19 protein-coding genes, 1 tRNA gene and 1 pseudogene are annotated in these 20,224 nt (G+C 62.1%); 11 read left to right on the top strand and 10 right to left on the bottom strand.

Annotated elements, in window-relative coordinates; translation table 11 throughout:
- Positions 1-42 precede the first annotated feature (42 nt).
- The gene (gene catC, locus PCE31106_RS06070) at positions 43-318 is read left to right on the top strand and encodes a muconolactone Delta-isomerase (RefSeq protein ID WP_017233929.1); all 276 of its coding nucleotides are present in this window, start codon (positions 43-45) and stop codon (positions 316-318) included.
- Positions 319-376: 58 nt separating this feature from the next.
- Here the strand turns inward: catC and PCE31106_RS06065 are convergent, their stop codons facing one another.
- The gene (locus PCE31106_RS06065; RefSeq protein WP_017233930.1) at positions 377-1,012 is read right to left on the bottom strand and encodes a GntR family transcriptional regulator; all 636 of its coding nucleotides are present in this window, start codon (positions 1,010-1,012) and stop codon (positions 377-379) included.
- 312 nt (positions 1,013-1,324) lie between these two features.
- Here PCE31106_RS06065 and PCE31106_RS06060 point away from each other — a divergent pair, with 312 nt between their 5' ends.
- The 4 genes from PCE31106_RS06060 to PCE31106_RS06045 all read left to right on the top strand — a co-directional run bounded on the left by PCE31106_RS06060 (position 1,325) and on the right by PCE31106_RS06045 (position 5,753).
- Positions 1,325-2,086, top strand: coding sequence for an alpha/beta fold hydrolase (locus PCE31106_RS06060; RefSeq protein ID WP_150562701.1), 762 nt, complete (start codon positions 1,325-1,327; stop codon positions 2,084-2,086).
- Positions 2,083-3,348, top strand: coding sequence for an iron-containing alcohol dehydrogenase (locus PCE31106_RS06055; protein WP_150562700.1), 1,266 nt, complete (start codon positions 2,083-2,085; stop codon positions 3,346-3,348). Before PCE31106_RS06060 ends, PCE31106_RS06055 begins: the two co-directional genes overlap by 4 nt.
- Positions 3,349-3,478: 130 nt before the next feature.
- Positions 3,479-4,861, top strand: coding sequence for an MFS transporter (locus PCE31106_RS06050; RefSeq protein WP_150562699.1), 1,383 nt, complete (start codon positions 3,479-3,481; stop codon positions 4,859-4,861).
- An 82-nt stretch (positions 4,862-4,943) separates the two neighbouring features.
- Positions 4,944-5,753 carry a sterol desaturase family protein gene (locus tag PCE31106_RS06045; RefSeq protein WP_150562698.1) on the top strand — a complete coding sequence of 270 codons (810 nt, stop codon included), beginning with the start codon at positions 4,944-4,946 and terminating at the stop codon, positions 5,751-5,753.
- A 21-nt stretch (positions 5,754-5,774) separates the two neighbouring features.
- Here PCE31106_RS06045 and PCE31106_RS24240 read toward each other — a convergent pair.
- The 3 genes and pseudogenes from PCE31106_RS24240 to PCE31106_RS06030 form a co-directional block, all read right to left on the bottom strand.
- A pseudogene (locus PCE31106_RS24240) lies at positions 5,775-5,908 on the bottom strand (LysR family transcriptional regulator); the annotation flags it as partial.
- A gap of 3 nt (positions 5,909-5,911) precedes the next feature.
- Entirely contained in the window at positions 5,912-6,208 is a 297-nt protein-coding gene (locus PCE31106_RS06035; RefSeq protein WP_150562697.1) for a YciI family protein, read from the bottom strand.
- 75 nt (positions 6,209-6,283) lie between these two features.
- Complete coding sequence (locus PCE31106_RS06030; RefSeq protein WP_150562696.1) at positions 6,284-7,708, bottom strand: MFS transporter; 1,425 nt, start codon at positions 7,706-7,708, stop codon at positions 6,284-6,286.
- 100 nt (positions 7,709-7,808) lie between these two features.
- On the opposite strand from PCE31106_RS06030, the gene PCE31106_RS06025 reads away from it, so the two are divergent.
- A complete protein-coding gene (locus PCE31106_RS06025) occupies positions 7,809-8,675 on the top strand; it encodes a LysR family transcriptional regulator (protein WP_150562695.1) in 867 nt (288 codons plus the stop codon).
- Between the two features lie 148 nt (positions 8,676-8,823).
- Here PCE31106_RS06025 and PCE31106_RS06020 read toward each other — a convergent pair.
- Positions 8,824-8,900 (bottom strand) — tRNA-Arg (locus PCE31106_RS06020).
- A 187-nt stretch (positions 8,901-9,087) separates the two neighbouring features.
- Between PCE31106_RS06020 and rocD the strand changes: the two genes are divergently transcribed.
- Positions 9,088-10,305 (top strand): ornithine--oxo-acid transaminase, encoded by a 1,218-nt coding sequence (rocD, locus tag PCE31106_RS06015; RefSeq protein ID WP_017233939.1) that lies wholly within the window; start codon positions 9,088-9,090, stop codon positions 10,303-10,305.
- A gap of 60 nt (positions 10,306-10,365) precedes the next feature.
- On the opposite strand, the gene PCE31106_RS06010 is transcribed toward rocD, so the two are convergent.
- The gene (locus PCE31106_RS06010; protein WP_017233940.1) at positions 10,366-10,695 is read right to left on the bottom strand and encodes a DMT family transporter; all 330 of its coding nucleotides are present in this window, start codon (positions 10,693-10,695) and stop codon (positions 10,366-10,368) included.
- A gap of 175 nt (positions 10,696-10,870) precedes the next feature.
- Here PCE31106_RS06010 and alaC point away from each other — a divergent pair, with 175 nt between their 5' ends.
- On the top strand, positions 10,871-12,088 hold the full coding sequence (alaC, locus tag PCE31106_RS06005) for an alanine transaminase (RefSeq protein WP_150562694.1): 1,218 nt from the start codon (positions 10,871-10,873) through the stop codon (positions 12,086-12,088).
- Between the two features lie 80 nt (positions 12,089-12,168).
- Here the strand turns inward: alaC and PCE31106_RS06000 are convergent, their stop codons facing one another.
- The 4 genes from PCE31106_RS06000 to PCE31106_RS05985 are packed head-to-tail and all read right to left on the bottom strand — an operon-like array spanning position 12,169 to position 15,938.
- Entirely contained in the window at positions 12,169-12,582 is a 414-nt protein-coding gene (locus tag PCE31106_RS06000; protein ID WP_017233942.1) for a PPC domain-containing DNA-binding protein, read from the bottom strand.
- Positions 12,579-13,115 (bottom strand): PPC domain-containing DNA-binding protein, encoded by a 537-nt coding sequence (locus tag PCE31106_RS05995; protein ID WP_254440926.1) that lies wholly within the window; start codon positions 13,113-13,115, stop codon positions 12,579-12,581. Before PCE31106_RS05995 ends, PCE31106_RS06000 begins: the two co-directional genes overlap by 4 nt.
- A complete protein-coding gene (locus tag PCE31106_RS05990; protein ID WP_302476045.1) occupies positions 13,112-14,719 on the bottom strand; it encodes an acyl-CoA synthetase in 1,608 nt (535 codons plus the stop codon). Before PCE31106_RS05990 ends, PCE31106_RS05995 begins: the two co-directional genes overlap by 4 nt.
- Positions 14,720-14,771: 52 nt before the next feature.
- Entirely contained in the window at positions 14,772-15,938 is a 1,167-nt protein-coding gene (locus PCE31106_RS05985; RefSeq protein ID WP_150562692.1) for an acetyl-CoA acetyltransferase, read from the bottom strand.
- Between the two features lie 521 nt (positions 15,939-16,459).
- Here PCE31106_RS05985 and PCE31106_RS05980 point away from each other — a divergent pair.
- From PCE31106_RS05980 to PCE31106_RS05970, 3 genes are all read left to right on the top strand, one after another.
- Positions 16,460-17,479, top strand: a complete 1,020-nt coding sequence (locus PCE31106_RS05980; protein WP_017233946.1) for a TRAP transporter substrate-binding protein — start codon at positions 16,460-16,462, stop codon at positions 17,477-17,479.
- A gap of 15 nt (positions 17,480-17,494) precedes the next feature.
- A complete protein-coding gene (locus PCE31106_RS05975) occupies positions 17,495-19,357 on the top strand; it encodes a TRAP transporter large permease (protein ID WP_051060184.1) in 1,863 nt (620 codons plus the stop codon).
- A gap of 102 nt (positions 19,358-19,459) precedes the next feature.
- Positions 19,460-20,215, top strand: a complete 756-nt coding sequence (locus PCE31106_RS05970; RefSeq protein ID WP_150562691.1) for an SDR family NAD(P)-dependent oxidoreductase — start codon at positions 19,460-19,462, stop codon at positions 20,213-20,215.
- The last annotated feature ends 9 nt before the right edge of the window (positions 20,216-20,224 follow it).

The following is a 20,224-nucleotide window of genomic DNA, read 5'->3' as shown; positions in this document are numbered from 1 at the left end:
TGACTGTCAAGGGCACTTCGCCCGCGCTTCAAGGAGAGTGAAATGCTGTATCTGGTTCATATGATCGTTCGGATTCCCGATACGGTGCCGGCGGAAGAGGCTGCGCGTATCAAGGCGGCGGAAAAAGAGTATTCTCAATCGTTGCAACGCTCGGGCAAGTGGCCCAGCATCTGGCGCGTGGTCGGGGAATATGCCAACTACAGCATCTTCGATGTCGAGAGCAACGACGAGCTGCACACGCTGCTGAGCCAGTTGCCCCTGTTCCCGTACATGGACATCTCGGTGACGCCGCTGGCGCGCCACCCGTCGGCGATTTGAGTTTGGGGCGGCGCGCCTGTCGCCGCCTTTGTCAGACAAGCCAGGGGAAATTCCGCCACTAGGCTCGCTCGCCCAGCACCGTGGCTCGCGTGAATGCCTCGATATTGTCCAACAGCGCATCGAGGGCGTCGCCTGCGCGCTTCACTTCGCCCGCGGCAATCGCTTCCGCGACTTCCGCATGCAGGCGTGCCATCGTGGGCAAATCGGCCGCTTCCTTGTAGTGGTAGTACCAGAAGCGGCGCGCCAGTCCGTGCAACAAACGCATCGCGCCCTCGGCGAACTCGTTGCGCGCGGCCACGAGGCACAATTCGTTGAACTCGCGGTCGGCGCGGACGAACTCCACATCCTTGCCGCTGCGGGCCGAACTCTTGAATGCCTTCGCCAGACGCGTGAAATGCTCGCGCTGTTCGGCCGTCGCCTTCTTTGCTGCGCTTCGCGCAATCAAGCGCTCCACCTCACGTCGCGTCTCCAGCAAGCGCAGTTGCTTGGCGACGTCCATCGGCGGGATGAGTAGCCCTCGTTGCGGCAACACCACGATCAAATGCTCGCGGGCCAGTCGCTGCACGGCCTCCCGGATCGGCGTTCGGCCAAAGCCCGTCATCTCGCTCAGTTGCAGTTCCGACAAGGTCGACCCCGGCGCGAGCCGCAGCGTCACGATCGCCTCTTCAATCCACTCGTAAGCCATATCGACCATGCGACCTCGCGGGATGGCTTCCCGTGCGTCATCCGGTACATGGGGCACTGGTTTCCCCGTGCGTTGCGTCGCTTTTTTTGTCGCCATTGGGTCGATGCTTCAGAGCAAATATTAATTGTATATCACCTGCTCTCAAGGCTTCGACGGCGCACCGCGCGCTGTACGTCTGCGGTGCGCAGTGCCACATCACCTCACCATTTTTGCTCGCCCCTCGCCTACCCCCGAGTTTTCCCTCGGTGTCGACGACTTGTTTTCACAGACTGACATGCTATTATTAATCAACTAATATATTACTTACAGAAGGGGCACGCGATGGATATTCGCCATGTAGGAATGCCCGAGGGCTTTCCGGTCGTCGCCCTGCATGGCATTCAAGGCACGAGCGACTCCTGGATTCCTGTCGCGACCGCATTGGGAGACGCATTCCATTTCGTCTTGCCCAACATGCCCGGTCGCGGCGACGCCGAATCGCCAAGCGGGCCAAAGGCATGCAGCACCGACAACTTCGCGCGGATTGCCAGCCTGTCGATTGAACAGGAAGTCGGCGCTCGTCCCTATGCGCTGGCCGGCTGGAGCATGGGGGTATCGGTCATCCTCGAGTTGATGGCGCAGTTGGCGAACGGCACGGCGCGTCATCACCCGCCGGCGGCCATTGTGCTGTTGTCCGGCACCGCGCAGTTGGACGAGGTTGCCTGGTTCAAGGCGTCCGAAGAGACTGCCCTACTCGACGAAATTCGGCACAGGCAAATGCGCTTGGGCCTGACGCACGCGGCGGATCCGCTCACTGTGTCGTGGACATGGAATGCGCTGAAGCGGATTTCCCACCTCCGGCATCTGGCGCACGTCGACGTGCCCACGCTGCTCATCCACGGCAGCGACGACGAAGACTGTCCCATCGAGCACGCACATCGCATGCGAGAGGGAATTCGCTGCGCAACGCTGCAAGTGATTCCGGGCGCGCGCCACTCGATCCTGACGCAGAACACGCAAGCGGTCTGCGTCGCCATGCGCCACTTTCTCACGCAATACAGCATGGCATCCCGATGCCCGAGCACCCCGGAGACAAATTCATGAGGCTTGACGATTGCATCCACTTTTGTGCCCCCTCCCGACTGATCATCGAGCGCGGCTACCGTCAAAAGCTTCCCCATCTTTTGCAGAGCATCGGCTATCGGCGAGGATTGCTCGTCACCGATCGCTTCTTTTCGGATCGAACCCCTTGGGTGAACGACTACGTGAGCGCCTGCGAACGCCTCGGTATTCACGTCGATGTCTTTGCGGGCGGCCAACCCGACCCCACGACCGACCTGTGCGACCGTGCGACGGCCGAACTGCGCGTCCATCTTGACGGTCATCTGCCCGACCACATCATTTCCCTGGGCGGCGGCAGCAACATCGATCTGGCCAAGGCGCTGTGCGTCACCCTGACTGCAGGGCGGCCCATTCGCGACTTCAGTGCCGGCATCACGAGCGATACACCGGTCATCGACCACGTCTCGGTGCCCACGACGGCGGGCACGGGCTCTGAGCTGACTCCCGGCACCATTCTGTTCGACACGTCCACCGGTATCAAGACCGCCGTAATGGACAATCGGCTTCGCCCGGTCATCGCCGCCATCGACCCCGAACTCACCTTCACCTGCCCGCCCAAAGTCACGGCGGAATCCGGCATCGACGCCCTGACGCATGCGCTCGAGTCGTTTGTCACCCTTGACTCAAGCCGGTTCGAGCGAGGCGGCAACGTCGACCCGGGCTATAGCGGTCGCAGCGGCTTGACCATGATGTTTGCGCGCGAATCCATCCGGCTTTGCGCCCAGTATCTGCTTCGTTCCTATCAGGACGGACACGATGTCGAGGCACGGGTCGGCATGTGCTATGCGAGCGTCTATGCGGCGATGTCCTACGGCAGCGCAGGGCTGAATGCGGTGCATGGCATTGCTTACGGCGTCGCCGCTCTGACGCACCAATCCCACGGGGCGACGAATGCCGTTGTCTTGCCCTATGTCATCGACGCCCTGCGCGAGTCCCGACATGCCGAACTTTTGGAGGTCGCCCGAATGTTCGGCATTCAGACGGCCGACGAAGTCCAGGCGGTGCGCGCATTACCGCACCAATTGCGCGAACTGGTCGGCAAGCTTGGGATTCCCACCGATCTCAACGCGTTTGGCGTCGCGCGGACATCGCTACAGGAATTGCTCACCGATTCGCTCGGCGTGACTCGGTTGGCGAAAGCGTTCCCGGTTGGGAATATTGAAGACAGCTATGCGGACATTATCAATAACGCGTGGCATAACCGTCTTCAAGACGAGACGACAGCGAGACTCGCCGCAGATTGAGCATTTCTGCCCGACGCTGTAGCGACGCAAAGACACCACTAGAATTCGGCCGGGCCTACCGGCCTCTTTGCGCCTCGATGTCTAACATGTTAGCTGATTATCAGCAACATACATTGGAGGAGACACAAATATGGATATGTCCGTCGCCGCTTCGCGGCTGGGTGTTGGGGTTGCCGCGCGTCTAGAGCGGCTGCCGATGACCCGCTACCAGAGAACGCTGTTCTCGATCATTGCCACCGCCTGGTTCTTCGATTCCATGGACCTGGGTCTGATGACCTTTGTTCTGGGGTCGATCAAGACGGAATTCGGCCTCTCGGCCTCGCAAACAGGACTGCTGGCCAGCGCCAGCTTCCTTGGGATGTTTGCCGGCGCTGCGATAGCGGGCCTGCTCGCGGACAAATTCGGCCGAAAGCCGGTCTTCCAGATCAGCATGATTTTCTGGGGCGTCGGTAGTCTGATGTGCGGCTTCGCGCACAACGTCGATTCGCTGATGTTGTACCGGGTGGTGCTGGGCTTTGGCATGGGCATGGAGTTCCCCATCGGCCTGTCGATGGTCTCGGAGATCGTGCCGGCCAAAAGCCGTGGCAAGTATGTAGCAATCCTAGAAGGTTTTTGGCCCATCGGGTTCATCGTTGCCGGCGCGCTCTCTTACTTCATGCTTCCGGTCATCGGCTGGCGTGGCATTTTCATCGCCTTGTCGGTCCCGGCCGTGTTTGTGTTCGTCATCCGGCGCGTGGTGCCCGAGTCGCCTCGGTGGCTTGAAGACACCGGACGGATGACCGAAGCCTCGGACGTGATGAATAGCATCGAGGCCAAGGTGGAGAAAGCCTACGGACGCAAGTTGCCCGCGCCCACATTGACGCCGAGCGCGCCTCGCGCCCAAACCGGCAGGAAGGCGCTCTTCGCCGAGCTTTGGACCGGCATCTATGCCAAACGGACGGTCATGCTCTGGACCACGTGGTTCTTCGCCTTACTCGGCTACTACGGACTGACGACGTGGCTGGGAGCGCTGCTTCAACAGGCCGGCTATGAGCTGACCAAATCGGTTCTCTACACGGTCTACATCTCGCTGGCGGGGATTCCCGGGTTCATGTTCTCGGCGTGGTTGCTGGAGAAATGGGGCCGCAAGCCAACGTGCGCACTGATGCTGCTGGGAAGTGCGGCAGCCGCATACCTTTACGGTCAGGCCGCTGGCACCAAGGCCCCTATCGAACAATTGATTGCCGCCGGACTGATGATGCAATTTTTCCTGTTCGGCATGTGGTCGGTGCTGTACGCCTACACGCCCGAGCTTTATCCGACCCGCACGCGCGCGACAGGCTCCGGCTTCGCGTCGTCCATCGGACGCGTCGGCTCCCTGGCAGGCCCCTTTGCCATTGGCGTACTGCTTCCCTCGTGGGGACAGGCGGGCGTCTTCACCCTGGGCGCCCTCTCCTTCGTCATTGCAGCGCTCGCCGTGTTGCTGCTGGGCGTGGAGACCAAAGGCCGATCGCTTGAGGACGTTTCGCATTGACGCGCTGATCGGTGGGCAATCCTGCCCGCCGATACCCCTTCCACGAGCGCCATCCGATTGATTTAAACGCAGGAGACAACCCATGATTACCGAGCGTCAATTGAAATTCCGAGAGCAGTACAAATCCGACATCAGCCCGATGTACAACGGCCTGTTGCACATCGTCGTGATGTATATCGTGGCCATCGGTGCGGTCGTCTATGCCGTCAGCCGGTTGCAGCACCCGACGTGGGAATGGCTGTTGATGATTCCGGTCTTCCTGGCGGGCAACTTCGTGGAGTGGTTCATGCATCGCTTCGTGATGCATCGTCGCGTGAATGTCTGGGGCTTGCGCGAGATTTACAACCGCCACACTCGTCAGCACCACCAATACTTCAGCGACCAGTTGTCGACGATCGACACGACGCGCGAATTTCGCATCGTCTTCTTTCCGTGGCGCGTGCTGATGACGCTGGGCGTTGGCGGCGGTGCCCTCGGCTATCTGACCTCACTGATCCTGGGGCCGAATGCCGGCTGGATGGTCTTTCTGACGATGGTCGGCCAATATGTGATCTACGAGACGTTCCATTACTGCTGTCACTGTCATGAGAACTGGTTCGTGCGCAACATGCCTTTCATCAATACGATTCGCCGGCATCACACCGCCCACCACAACATGGGCATCATGATGAAATACAACATGAACCTGACGTTCCCGATTGCCGACTGGTACATGGGGAGCAGCGACTTGCGTCGAGGCCTGCTCGGCCACCTGTTCAACGGCTACAGCGAAAAGCACATCAAGAGCGAGCTGAAGCCGATCATCGCGAAGTTCAGGGACGACCACTCGCAAGTTACTTTGGACGGCCCCATTCTCACGGCTGAAGAGCGCGAAGCGATGACGGCTATATGAGGTATTGATGTGCGTGGCAGCGGCGAGGGCGATCTCGCCTGAGTCGACCTGCGCCAGTAGATTGAGCGACATCCCGGAACAATGCGAATTCGCCAACCCGGCGGCGCCTCACGGAATCGCTGAATCGTACTGGCCAGGAACGACGTCTGCGACGACTGTCAGTGATCCCCACAGAGTACCCATTGCGCACCCGCCGCGAACTTGTTCGGAGCAAACTCAATGATCTGATACTGGGCGATGCCTTCTCGGTAGAACGGATCCTGCGCCAACACGGCATCCAACGCTTCCCGCCCTAGATTGCGCACCAGGATAACGCCGCCAACCCGAGGGACTTGAGGCCCAGACGCCACGAAGTGACCGGCAGCGTATTGACGCTCAAGATACTCGCGATGCTCCTGAAGGAACGCCTCGATGTCGGCCAGCGGCTGAAGGTAATGCAAGAGAACAACGAACATTTTTCCTCCTGAAACGATCAGTGGAATTCTACCGAGAACCGGGCCTGCCTCATTTCGTTCACCTTCCGAACCGGCTCATCCACGTCCACACAGTTCGGATGAAGAATTCGCCTTCGTCGATCCAACGACGACTTCCCGATATTCTCGCTTTGGCATGCAATACAAACACATCATGCTACACAGAAATAGTAGAGAACCCGCAATCGCCATTGCCGCGTGCATGCCATACAAGAACGCGTGTGAAGCCGTGTCGCGAACCAGATAGCCAAACACGGCGACCCCTAACATTCCGCCGATCTGGCGCGCGGAATTAAGAACGCCGGATGCGATGCCTGCGCGCGACGCCTCCACCGATGAAAGTGTCACATTGGTCATGGTGGGAATCGTCAACGCGACGCCGCTACCCGCGATTAACATAGGTACGATCAGCATGCCGTAGCGCCCGTCGAAGCTTGCCAACAGCATCAGCAAATATCCACACGCGGCCAGCCCCAAACCAAGCACCATGATGCGACGCGCCCCAAGGCGGGTGATGAGCCTTCCTGCCACAATGTTTGCCGCGACCAATATGACGGTCATCGGCAAGAAAGCGAGTCCCGTCTGCTGAGGAGAAAACCGACACTGCGACTGGAAGAAAAGGCTCAGCACAAACACCAGGCCGTAATACGAGAAGTTCACAATCAGACCCGAAGCCGTTGAAGCCATGAACGTTGGCGCACGAAACAACGTCATTGGCAACATCGGGTCTTGGGTGCGCCACTCGATCCAGACAAAGACAAACAGCGCGGCGATAGCCAGCAACAACCCCGATTGAACCCGCGTATCGCCCCATCCAAGGCTACTGGCTTCGATAAGGCTGGCAGTCAGCGACGCTAGTGCAAACACCACCGTTGCCTGTCCGGGCCAGTCTAAACGCCGTCGGTGACCTTCCCCGTCAGGCGTTACGTAGCGCAAGGTCAGGTAAATGCCAATCAACCCGACGGGTAGATTGACTAGAAAAATCGAGCGCCAACCCAAATGCGTCACCAGCAGGCCGCCCAAGACCGGACCGGCGGCCAGTGACAGGCCTCCCACTGCCCCCCACCAACCCACGGCGCGGCCACGCTCCTCACCCGGTTGGAACGCCCTTTGTAGTATGGAAAGCGAGTTGGGCACCAGCATCGCGGCACCCACACCTTGAAGCAGCCGCGCGGCAACCAACCCGCTCAGTTCATCCGTGAGCCCACAGATGAGCGACGCCAATGTAAAAAGGATCAACCCCCAGGAAAAGACGCGCCGCGCCCCAAAGCGGTCGCCCATCGCTCCGCTAGTCAACAGTAACGCGGCAAACGCCAAGGTGTAAGCGTTGACCACCCACTGCAACCCCGCAACATCAGTCGAAAATTTCTGTCGCAAGGCCTCCAGGGCGACATTGACAACGCTAACGTCCAACAGCACAACGACCAATCCCAAGGCGGAAGCCGCCAACGTACCACGCGACGAAGGTCTGGAAGAGAGCATGACGCACATCCTTGACGTAACAAACTGATGCCATGTTAGGCAGTCGATGTCTGTGCGTAAATTACCTATAATTGCAACTCAACCTGGAGAAAATGCACAGATGTTTGATTGGGAGAATTTACGTCATTTCCTGGCCGTCGCTCATGCAGGCACGCTTTCTGGCGCAGCGCGTGCGATGCACGTCGATCACGCGACGGTGAGTCGGCGATTGAACGCTCTCGAGGCTGAACTGCAAATGTCTCTGATTGAACGGCTGCCGCGCTCGTGCCGATTGACGCCCGACGGAAAGAAGGTTCTGGAACTCGCCAAGCATATGGAGACGGCTTCCTTTGACATTGCCCGACTTGCCCGCGCTCAACATGTCCCACTGGACGGGAAGGTCGCCTTGAGTGCGCCACCGGTACTGGTCGCCCACTTCCTGGCAAAACGTCTGGCCAGCTTGCGTGAGACGCACCCCGGAATTCAACTCTCTCTACTGGCCCAGGCTCAGCAAATATCCCTTAGTCGCGGCGAAGCGGACATCGCACTGCGGTTGGTTCGGCCCAAAGAGCCCAGCAATGTGGCGCGGCGCATCGGCCGCATGCCCTTCGCGCTATACGCGCACAAGGATTACGCGCGTACGGTGCCGCCGGCCGATTGGACGTTTATTGCTTACGACGCATCGTTGGCCGACATGCCTCAGCAACAATGGCTATTGAAAATTGCAAACGGCCGCCCGGTGGGATGCACATTGAGCGACATCAGCGGCCATCTCGCCGCCGCGCGCGGTGGCGCCGGCGTCGCGGGACTTCCGTGCTTCATGGGCGATACCGAAGGGGATCTGGTTAGGCTGGAACACGACGGAAGTGCGTTCGCGCGAGATATTTGGCTAGTAGTTCATCGCGACTTACGTCGATCAAAACCTGTCCGCGTGGTGATGGATTACATCGCGACCATCGTTTCCGAAACCCCGATGTTGACCATCTAGATGCCTACGCTACGAGTTGTAGCAGTCTTATGAGTTCAGAAGCTGATCAAGACGAGAATGCTTCCCTAAAGCAAAAGGCACCCGACATCAGACACAATAGATGCTTCGCAAACCGATCCGCACAATCGAAAGAAATCGCGTGGGAAGCTGGCCTGCCCAGAGGGATTCGAACCCCCGACCGTCGGCTTAGAAGGCCGATGCTCTATCCAACTGAGCTATGGGCAGTGCGTGATGGCAGCGACAAGACGTCGCTGCCGGCGGGTCTTGCTGTGGCGAGATAACGCATCACGCCCAAGCAATCGACGATTATAGCGCACGCGCATGCCAATTTCATCGGCGTCGCTTCAGGAGATGTCCCCCTTTGCGTGTCGTCTCGTTCGCCTTTAGACTGGCAACGTGGAGGAGCGCGAGCATGAACGAAATCGAACGCGAACAACGCTTTGGCGCCCACAACTACGCGCCGCTGCCCGTCGTGCTCTCGCACGCCAAGGGCGTCTGGGTCTGGGATGTCGAGGGCAACCGCTATCTCGACATGATGAGTGCCTACTCCGCCGTCAGCCACGGTCATGCGCATCCTCGTCTGGTCGCCGCGCTCACCGCGCAGGCACAACGCCTCGCCGTCGTCTCCCGCGCCTTCTACACCGACCGCCTCGGCGCCTTCCTTGAACGGCTGTGCGACCTCACCACGCTTGGCGGCGCCCTGCCGATGAACACCGGCGCGGAAGCCGTCGAAACCGCCATCAAGGCCGCCCGCCGCTGGGGCTACAGCGCCAAACGCATTCCCGCCGACAAAGCCGAAATCATCGTCGCCGACGGCAACTTCCACGGTCGCACCACCACCATCGTCGGCTTCTCGTCCGAACCCGCCTATCGCGCCGACTTCGGCCCGTTTGCGCCCGGATTCGTGCGCGTGCCCTTCGGCGATATCGACGCCGTGCGCGCCGCCATCACCCCCAACACCTGCGCCGTCCTCTTCGAAACGATCCAGGGCGAAGGCGGTATCGTGGTCCCGCCCGACGGCTTCCTGCGCGCCCTGCGACAGCTCTGCACAGAACACAACGTGCTCATGCTGCTCGACGAAATCCAGTCGGGCCTCGGACGCACCGGCCGCTGGTTCGCCTATCAGCACGAAGACATCGTGCCCGACGGCGTCATGCTCGGCAAAGCACTCGGCGGCGGCCTGCTCCCTGTGTCGGCCTTCGTGGCACGACGCGACATCATCGACCTGTTCGAGCCCGGCAGCCACGGCTCGACCTTCGGCGGCAACGCCCTCGCCGCGACCGTCGCGCTCGAAGCGCTCGACGTCATGGCCGACGAAGACCTGCCGGGACACAGTGCCGAGATGGGGGAATACCTGCTCTCGCGATTACACGCGATTCACTCGCCGCTCATTCGCGAAGTCCGGGGCCGCGGCCTCTGGGCCGGCATCGAAATCGATCCCGCACGCGCCGACGCACACGACCTGTCCCTGCGCATGCTGCGCCGTCGCGTGCTCGCCAAGGAAACGCGCGCGACCGTGCTGCGCCTCGCACCGCCGCTCGTCATCGAACGCTCGGAGATCGACACCTGCATCTCCGCCCTCAAGGCCGTGCTGGCCGAAGCGGAAAACGAGGCCCGACACGAAGCCTGACGCGAGGCCAGGTCAGGCGCATGCGCGCCGGAACGCTCGTGCATTCAAGCACCACGCCCGTCAATGCGCCGACGACTTCGACCAGAGATTCATCACCAACACGCCCGCGATGATGAGCGCCATGCCGATCAGCGCAGGGGCATCGAGCTTCTGACCGAACAACACGCGTGCGGCGATCGAGATGAGCACGATGCCGAGCCCCGACCACATCGCATAAGCCACGCCCACGGGAATTGTGCGCAGTGTGAGCGACAGCATGTAGAACGCCACGCCGTAGCCCACCACAACCAGCGCCACCGGCCCCACGCGCGTGAATCCCTCCGAGGCCTTCAGTGCCGAAGTGGCAATCACCTCCGCCACGATTGCCACCAGCAGGTACAGGTACGCCATCGACACTCCTTTTCCTCGAATTCGCGGCCGATCATCATAACCGACGGGTTCGCCGCCTGGCCCAGCAAAATTCACTTGCCCAAGCGCCCCGCGTCGCGCTACAGTCACCGTCACGGTGTGGCCAGCACACCGGCGTCGCTCGGACGGTTCCGGGCGCTTACGTTCCAGGATTCTCATGTCCAGCTCTCAGGGCTCGCGCAGCTTTACGCGCATCAATCGTCTTCCCCCTTACGTTTTCAATATCACCGCCGAGCTGAAGATGGCCGCGCGCCGCCGTGGCGAGGACATCATCGATCTCTCGATGGGCAACCCCGACGGGGCGACCCCGCCGCACATCGTCAACAAGCTCGTCGAAGTCGCGCAACGCCCCGACACCCACGGTTATTCGACGTCGCGCGGCATTCCGCGTCTGCGCCGCGCGATCACACGCTGGTACAAGGATCGTTACGACGTCGACCTCGATCCCGAGCGCGAAGCCATCGTCACGATCGGCTCGAAGGAAGGCCTCGCTCACCTGATGCTCGCCACGCTCGATCAAGGCGATACGGTGCTCGTGCCGAATCCGTCGTACCCGATTCACATCTACGGCGCGGTCATCGCGGGCGCGAACATCCGCTCCGTGCCGATGACGCCCGGCATCGACTTCTTCACCGAACTTGAGCGCGGCATTCGAGAAAGCCATCCGAAACCCAAGATGGTGATCCTCGGCTTCCCGTCGAACCCCACCGCCCAGTGCGTCGAACTCGAGTTCTTCGAGCGGGTGGTCGACCTCGCGCGCAAGCACGACATTCTCGTCGTGCACGATCTGGCCTACGCCGATATCGTCTACGACGGCTACAAAGCGCCATCGATCATGCAAGTGCCCGGCGCGCAGGACGTGGCCGTCGAATTCTTCACGCTCTCAAAGAGCTACAACATGGCCGGCTGGCGCATCGGCTTCATGGTCGGCAATGCCGAACTCGTCGCCGCGCTCGCGCGCATCAAGAGCTATCACGACTACGGCACGTTCACGCCGCTGCAGGTCGCCGCCATCGCCGCGCTCGAAGGCGATCAACACTGCGTCGAAGAGATTCGCGCACAGTATCAGCGCCGCCGCGACGTGCTCTACAAAGGCCTGACGGAAGCGGGTTGGGACGTCGATCTGCCGCGCGCGTCGATGTACATCTGGGCGCGCATTCCCGAACCGTATCGCGCGCTCGGCTCACTCGAATTCGCGAAGAAGCTGCTCGCGCAGGCCAAGGTCTCGGTCTCACCAGGCATCGGTTTCGGCGAGTACGGCGACGAATATGTGCGCTTCGCCCTGATCGAGAACGAGTCGCGCATTCGTCAGGCCGTGCGCGGCATCAAGCACATGTTCCGTGAAGACGGGCTGGTGCACCCGACGGTCGCCTGAGCCGCTACGGCGTACGCCCTAAAGCAACGGGGAGTCCTAAGACTCCCCGTTTGCCTTGCCCTGATCGATGCCTACGCCCCCTATGCGGGCAACCACTCCTGCAGCGTCACTTCAATGGTGATGAACGAGAGGTTGCCGCCGCGCACGAAGCGCCCGGCGAACATGCGCCCGTCGGTATCGGCGACCATCCCGTGCAGTGTGGGAAGCTCGCTCACGGCTTCGGGCCGTACGTCGACCTCACCGAACACATTGAGGATTTCCACCCCGGGGCCGCTCACCCGCTGTTCGCGCCAGCCGTCGCCCGCGCGAAACGCCAGACGCGCGTCGATCAGACTTCCCACGGCACCGCGCACGATGGCGCGCGAGATGGCATGCTCCACACACAGCGCTTCGATGCTTTCCGTCAAGTCCTGATTGGGTTTGAGACGCGCCACGACCAACCTGCCCAGCGTGCCGTTCTCGATGTCGACCGGGATATCCAGTTCGGCGCTCATGAGCGATCTCCCGCGATGGGATGCAGCAGACGGAAACGCGTCTCCTCGTCATCCGCGCTCACGTAGCCGCCGCGCTCGAACAAACACAGGCGAATCACGACCGGCTCGTCGCCGGCCCACGTGTGATCGAGAATCAGATGGCCGCCATGCAACTCGCCGCTCGGGTCGGAAAATCCCGCATGGCAATGCAGCAGCGTGGCGCCGTCGGCCGTGCGGCCCACGGTGATCGCGCCACCGATCAGATCCACCTCCCGGATTTCGTCGACCGGCGCCCCATAGCCAAAGGGACGCTCCGCGTCGGCGGTGGTCTCGATCATGTGATACCGCAGACCTCGCGCGGTGCCCGCGCAAAAACGGCCGACGCCGCCACCATACGCATAACGGGATAACGCTTCGCGTAAGGACTCGCCGAGATTCGCACCCGACCGGATCGTGACGCGCAGTTCGTGCTGCCCGCTCAACACGCAGTCTTCCACACGGGGTAACGTGGGGGCGCCTGCATGTCGATAGATCCGTGAAAGCGCAGGTTTCATAGTCGATAGTCTCCTTGCTCTTCGAGCATCGTCTTGATTTGCTTCTTCACGATCTTGCCGTAGCCCGACTTGGGCATGGCATTCCAGAATACGAAGCGCCGCGGCCACTTGTAGCGGGCGATACGCGCTTCGAGATGTCCGAGCAGTTCATCGGCCTGAGCGGCCATGCCTTCCCGGGCGACCACCACGGCAAGCCCGCTCTCGCCCCACTTGGGGTCGGGCACGCCAAGCACCGCGCACTCCGACACGGCCGGGTGCGTGAGCAACGCTTCCTCGATCTCGCGCGGATAGACGTTCGAGCCGCCCGAGATGTACATGTCCGACGCGCGGCCCGTGATGTACAGGAACCCCTGCGCATCGACGTGTCCGAGATCGCCGGTGTGAAACCAGTCGTCCTTGAACGCCTTGGCATTCGCCTCCGGATTGTTGTGATATCCCATGAAGACCGCCGGACCGCGCACGCAGATCTCGCCCGACGCGAACGGCGGCTGACGCTCGCCACGCTCGTCGAGAATCGCCACCTCCATACCGGTACGCGGCACGCCGCAGGTGCCCACGCGCGCGTCGGGTGCGTCGTCGTCATCGGTGTGCAGCCACGGCGGCAACACGGTGATGTTGCCCGTCACCTCGCCCAGCCCGTAGTACTGCACCAGCACCCGCCCCAGCTTGCGCAGCGCATATTTCTGATCGGCGCGATACATCGGCGCCCCGGCGTAAATCACGAACCGCAGCGAGCGATGGTCGTAGCGATCGACGGCCGGGTCTTCGACCAGCATCTTGACGATGGTCGGCACCGTGAACATGTTGTCGACGCCATGACGCTCGATCGCCTGCCAAACTTGTTCGGCATCCATCTTCTCGCCCGGCAGCAGCACGCTGGCCGCCCCACGCGCCGTATTGACGATGGCGTGAATGCCCGCCCCATGCGAGAGCGGCGCCACCACCATCGAGCGGCTGCGATAGGTGATGCCGGGCATCAGGTCGGCCAGGTGATTCGTCACGACGAACGCCATCTGCCCATGCGAGAGCACGCCCGCCTTCGGATGCCCGGTCGTGCCCGACGTATAGAAGAACCACAGTGGATCTTCGTACTCGACTTCCGCCTCGTAGCCGGGCGCGCCTTGATGTTCCGTGACCAGCGTCTCGTAATGCAATTCCCCTGCGCGTGGCTCGCCCAGCGCGATCACATGGCGCAACGCGGGCGACGCGGCGCGCACGGCGTCGACGTGCCCCTCGAAGCCAGCGTCGTAGATCATCACGCACGCACCGCTCGATTGGCCCAGGTACGCCGCCTCCGGTGCGGTAATACGGAAGTTCGTCGGCACCCACACCGCGCCCAGTCGAAAGGCGACCCATGCACTCTCGAAGATGGGCAGGTTGTTGCGCGAGTGAACCAGCAGCTTGTCGCCCTTGCCCACGCCCAGCTTGCGCAGCGCATCGACGGCGGCGTTCACGCGCGCATCGATCTCGCCCCATGTGCTGACCTTGTCGCCGACGATCAGGCCGGGCTCGTCCGGATGACGTCGGGCAACGTCGGCCAGCAGGCGGCCGAGATTCATGACCTTCTTGAGCATGTCGCTCGTCTCCTCGTTCTTTTCGCTCAGTCCCGCCCGGCAAATGCCGGGCAGCCTGCCTCACCACCGTTCAAGCGAAGCATCAGCGCGCTTCGAGAATGCTCACGTAATTGGCCACCGCCGCGCCGCCCATGTTGAACACGCCCGCGAGCCGTGCATTGGGAATCTGCATCTCGCCCGCGGTCCCCGTCAGTTGCATCGCGGCCATCACGTGCATCGACACGCCCGTGGCGCCGACCGGATGGCCCTTCGCCTTCAGGCCCCCCGACGGGTTGACCGGCAGCAGACCGTTCTTCTCCGTCACGCCCTCGGCGACCAGGCTCGCACCCTGCCCCGGTTTGGCCAGGCCCATCGCCTCGTATTCGATCAGCTCGGCGATCGTGAAGCAATCATGCGTCTCGACCAGCGACAGATCCTTCAACGACACACCGGCCACCCCCAATGCCTGACGCCACGCATGCTGGCCGCCTTCGAACGCCAGCGGATCGCGCCGCGAGAGCGGCAGGTAGTCGTTGACCTGCACCGCCGCGCGAAAACCGACCGCCTTGGGCATCGTGCGCGCCACGTCGGCCTTCGAGATCACGAGCGCCGCCGCGCCGTCGGACACCATGGAGCAATCGGTGCGCTTGAGCGGCCCGGCCACGAACGGATTCTTCTCGGAGACGTTGCGGCAGAAGTCGTAACCGAAGTCGCGACGCATGTGCGCGTAAGGATTCACCGACCCATTGCGATGGTTCTTCGCCGCGATGCGTGCCAGGGCGTCGGACTGATCGCCATAGCGATCGAAATAGGCCTGCGCGATCGTGCCGAACACGCCTGCGAAGCCGCCCGGAATGTCGGCCTCCTCGCGTGCATACGAACACTTGAGCAGGACTTCGCCAACTTGCGGCGTCGCCAATTCGGTCATCTTCTCGAACCCGATCACGAGCACGTGGGTGGCCTTGCCCGCCTCGATGGACTGCAAACCGCCGTGCACGGCCGCCGACCCCGTTGCGCACGCATTTTCGTAGCGCGTGGCCGGCTTGAAACGTAGTCCAGGAATGCGATTGAAAACGAGCGACGACGGAAAGTCCTGGTACAGGAAGCCACCGTTGAACGTGCCGACGTGAATGGAATCGATCTGCTCGGGCGCGAGGCCCGCGTCGTCGAGCGCGGCTTGGGCGACATCGGCCAACAGGACTTCGGCATCGACGTTATCGAGTTTTCCGAACTGGGAGTGGGCCCAGCCGGTGAGGCATGCAGCAACCATGAAGTGTCTCCGGAGAAATGAGGTCATCCCGCTCCGGTGAGCAATTTCAATGCCAGACCTGTGCGGCACAGCCCCGCCGTGCGTGGCGCACTCGCCGTTGACGTAAGCGTAAAGCCGCCGTCGATGGCCCATCAAGCGAATTTGTCGGCGCGCCGGGTCAGCGCCGTTTGCTGCACCGCAACGCGACATCTCGCACCGGAAACCCAGCGACACCTGTCGCATCGTTGTCGTCTGCCGCATGCGACAGGTGTCGCAGCACGGGCGGCCGATGCGACAGGTGTCGCACGATCTGTCGGCCAACCAAACAATGTCCGCGGCGCGGGAGGTCAACAATGCTTAATAACGTAAGGGTTTTCCCGTTCGAACGACGATCTGGCACTCGATTTGCGTAAGATAGCCAAGCCACTTGCGAGCCACTTCACGCTCGCCTTACGAGATGGCCGAGGCGTTGCAGGGCAACACGTCCGCCCACCTCGCGCTTCAGACGCAGTCACCAAACCTAAAAACAGGAGACATGCAGTATGAGCAACATGGATCGCCGCCACTTCATCAAAGTCGTGGCCGCCACGTCGGCCGCCGCCGCCACGGGCTTGTATCAGACGCAAGCGCACGCTGCCGAATTCACGCTGAAGTTCGCCAACAATCTTCCCGTCAGCCACCCGATGAACGTTCGCGCCAAAGAGATGGCGCAAAAGATCGCGGAGCAGTCGAAAGGTCGCATCGACTTCCAGATTTACCCGAACAATCAGTTGGGCAGCGACAGCGACATGCTGAGCCAGGTTCGCTCGGGCGCCATCGACTACTTCACGCTCTCGCCGCTGATTCTCGGCACGCTCGTGCCCTCGGCGCAGATCTCCGGCGTGGGCTTCGCGTTCAAGGACTACGGTCAGGTATGGGCCGCGATGGATGGCGACCTGGGCGCCCACGTACGCAGCCAGATCGCAAAAACCTCGGTGTTCGCCTTCGACAAGATCTGGGAAAACGGGTATCGCCAGATCACCACCAGCAGCCGCCCGATCAATTCGCCGGCCGACCTCAAGGGCCTGAAGATCCGCGTGCCGACGAGCCCGCTGTGGACGTCGATGTTCCGCGCCTTCGACGCCGCGCCCACGTCGATCAACTTCTCCGAAGTGTATTCGGCCCTGCAGACGCACATCGTCGAAGCCCAGGAAAATCCGCTGGCCATTCTGACCACGGCCAAGCTGTACGAAGTGCAGAAGTACGTGTCGATGACGAACCACATGTGGGACGGCTTCTGGTTCCTTGGCAACAAGCAGAAGTGGGACAAACTGCCGAAGGACCTGCAGGCGATCGTCACCGCCAACGTGAACGCCGCCGCGCTCGCGCAACGCGACGATGTGCGCAAGCTCAACGACAGCGTGACAACCGAACTCAAGCAGAAGGGCCTCGTGTTCAACGCACCGAACAACGAGCAGTTCCGCGACAAGCTTCGCGCCGCCGGGTTCTATGCCGAATGGCACAAGAAGTTCGGCGACGAGGCGTGGTCGATGCTCGAAAAGTACACCGGGAAGCTTGCGTAAATGGAAACGTTGACGATGACGGCCGAGCCGACGCACGCGCTTGCCCGCCTCTTCTGCCACGTCAACCGCGCGGTGATGAAAGTCACCGAAGCGGTTGCCGTGCTGCTGGTGGTGGCCGAGACGCTCATCCTGCTCGCGGGGGTGATCTCGCGTTATGGGTTCGACAATCCGCTCACCTGGTCGGACGAACTGGCACAGATCCTGTTCATCTGGTTATCGATGCTCGGTGCCGTGCTCGCGCTCGACCGGGGCGAGCACATGCGGCTGTCCGCCATCGTCAACAAACTTCCGGCGGCATGGCGTGACTGGTTTCAGACCATGGCCGCGCTCACGGTCTGCGTATTCGTCGCGCTCATTATCGTGCCCGCGTATTCGCATGCCATCGAGCAGATGGACATCACCACGCCCGCGCTGGAAATTCCCGACGGGCTGCGCGCCGCGGCCCTGCCCGTGGGCGCGGTGCTGATGCTCATTGCCGCCGTCTCGCGCCTGGCGCGCTGTTCGAGCCTGCGCCAGCTCGGACTCGGTGTGCTGGTCGTGGCCACGCTGGGTGCCGCGCTCTGGCTTGGGCGCCCCGCGCTCATCGCCATGGGCAATTACAACCTGCTGGTGTTCTTCGTGCTGATCGTCGGCGTCTGCGTGGCCGGCGGCATTCCGATTGCGTTTGCGTTCGGGACGGCAACACTGGCGTATCTGGCGCTCGTGACCGACGCCCCGCTGCAGATCGTCGTCAGCCGCATGGACGAAGGAATGTCAGGCCTCATCCTGCTGTCGGTGCCGCTGTTCGTACTGCTCGGCGCGCTCATCGAAATGAGCGGGCTGGCACGCAGCCTGATCGAATTCATGGCTGCGCTACTCGGGCACGTGCGCGGTGGCCTGCAATATGTGCTGCTCGGCGCCATGTTCCTGGTCTCGGGCATTTCCGGATCGAAAGCGGCCGACATGGCGGCCGTTGCGCCCGCGCTCTTCCCCGAGATGCAGCGACGCGGCTCGAAGCCGGAAGATCTCGTGGCGCTGCTCTCGTCGACCGGCGCCATGACGGAGACGATCCCCCCGAGCCTGGTGCTCATCACGATCGGCGCCGTGTGCGGTGTATCGATCACCTCGCTCTTCGTCGGCGGCCTGCTGCCCGCGGTCATCGCAACGCTGGCCATCGTCGTGGTGTGTTTCGCACGTTCGCGCAAGGAAGCGCCGAGTGCGGCCCGCCGCGCGCCGTGGCGCGTGATCGGCAAGACGTTCATCGTGGCCTTGCCGGCGCTCGCCCTGCCGATTCTCATCCGCACGGCCGTGATCGAGGGGGCCGCCACGGCCACCGAAGTCTCGACCGTCGGCATCGCCTACACGGTCGTGATCGGCCTGATCGTGCATGCGTTCAAGAAGCACCTGAACTTCAAACGCCTGTATCCGCTGTTGACGGAAACGGCCGCGCTCTCCGGCGCGATCCTGCTGATTATCGGCATGGCCACGGCCATGGCCTGGGCGCTCACGCAATCCGGGTTCTCCGCCGCGCTGGTCAGTCTGATGCATGGCATGCCCGGCGGTCAGGTCGGCTTCCTGCTCATCTCGATGGTCGTGTTCATCATCCTGGGCAGCGTCCTCGAAGGCATTCCGGCCATCGTGCTGTTCGGACCGCTCCTGTTCCCGGTGGCACGCTCCCTGGGCATTCATGACGTGCATTACGCGATGGTCGTGATTCTTTCGATGGGCATGGGACTGTTCGCCCCGCCGCTGGGCGTTGGCTTCTACGCTGCGTGCGCCATCGGCAAGACTTCGCCCGACAAGGTGTTCAACCGGATGTGGACCTACATGGGCGCGCTGTTCATCGCATTGCTGCTCGTGGTACTCGTCCCCTGGATCTCGATCGGCTTTCTGAAGTAACGCAAATCCGCTAACGGTTTCGCAATCTCACCGACGGGCTCCGCCGCACTGCGGGCGGCGGAGCCCGGACTGTAAAAATCATTAAATTTAGGAGTCCGTATTATGATGGAGAAAGTGGCGGTGGTGACAGGCGGCGGAATGGGCATTGGTGCCGCCATCTGCGAACGCTTGATGAATGACGGCATGACCGTGGTGGTCGCCGACCTGAACGAAGGCGCCGCCGCCGAAACGGCGGAGAAACTGAGCGCGGCGGGCGGCACAGCGTGGGCGCTGGGCATGAATGTGGGCGACGCGGCGTCGATTGCCGACGGCTTCGCAAAGATTGCGCAGCGCCATGGCCGCTGCGACGTGCTCGTGAACAATGCCGGTATCGCCAAGACGTTTCCGTTTCTCGACTATCCGCTCGATCACTGGCATCAGGTCATGGCCGTGAACCTCACGGGCACGCTGTTGTGCGGGCAGCACGCCGCGCGACTCATGCGTGAGCAACGCTGGGGGCGCGTCGTCAATCTGGCGTCGGTGGCGGGCATTCTGGCCAGCGCCGGACGCACCGCCTACGGCACGTCGAAGGCCGCCGTCATCGGGCTCACGCGTCAGATGGCCATCGAACTTGCGCCGTTCGGCATCACCGCCAACGCGATCGCTCCCGGTCCCGTCGACACGCCGCTCACGCAGGCGCTGCATTCCGACATTTCGCGTCGCCACTACACGGAGACGACACCGCTCGGCCGCTATGGGCAGCCGCGTGAGATCGCTGGCGCCGTGAGCTTTCTCGCGTCGGACGATGCCTCGTATGTGACCGGCCACATCCTGCCGGTCGACGGCGGCTTCGTGGCCGCCGGCATTCTGGAAATCTGACGTCCCGCT

The sequence above is a fragment of the Pandoraea cepalis genome (assembly GCF_902459665.1).
Taxonomy (GTDB): Bacteria; Pseudomonadota; Gammaproteobacteria; order Burkholderiales; family Burkholderiaceae; genus Pandoraea; species Pandoraea cepalis.
This window is presented reverse-complemented; position numbering and strand designations above follow the sequence as displayed.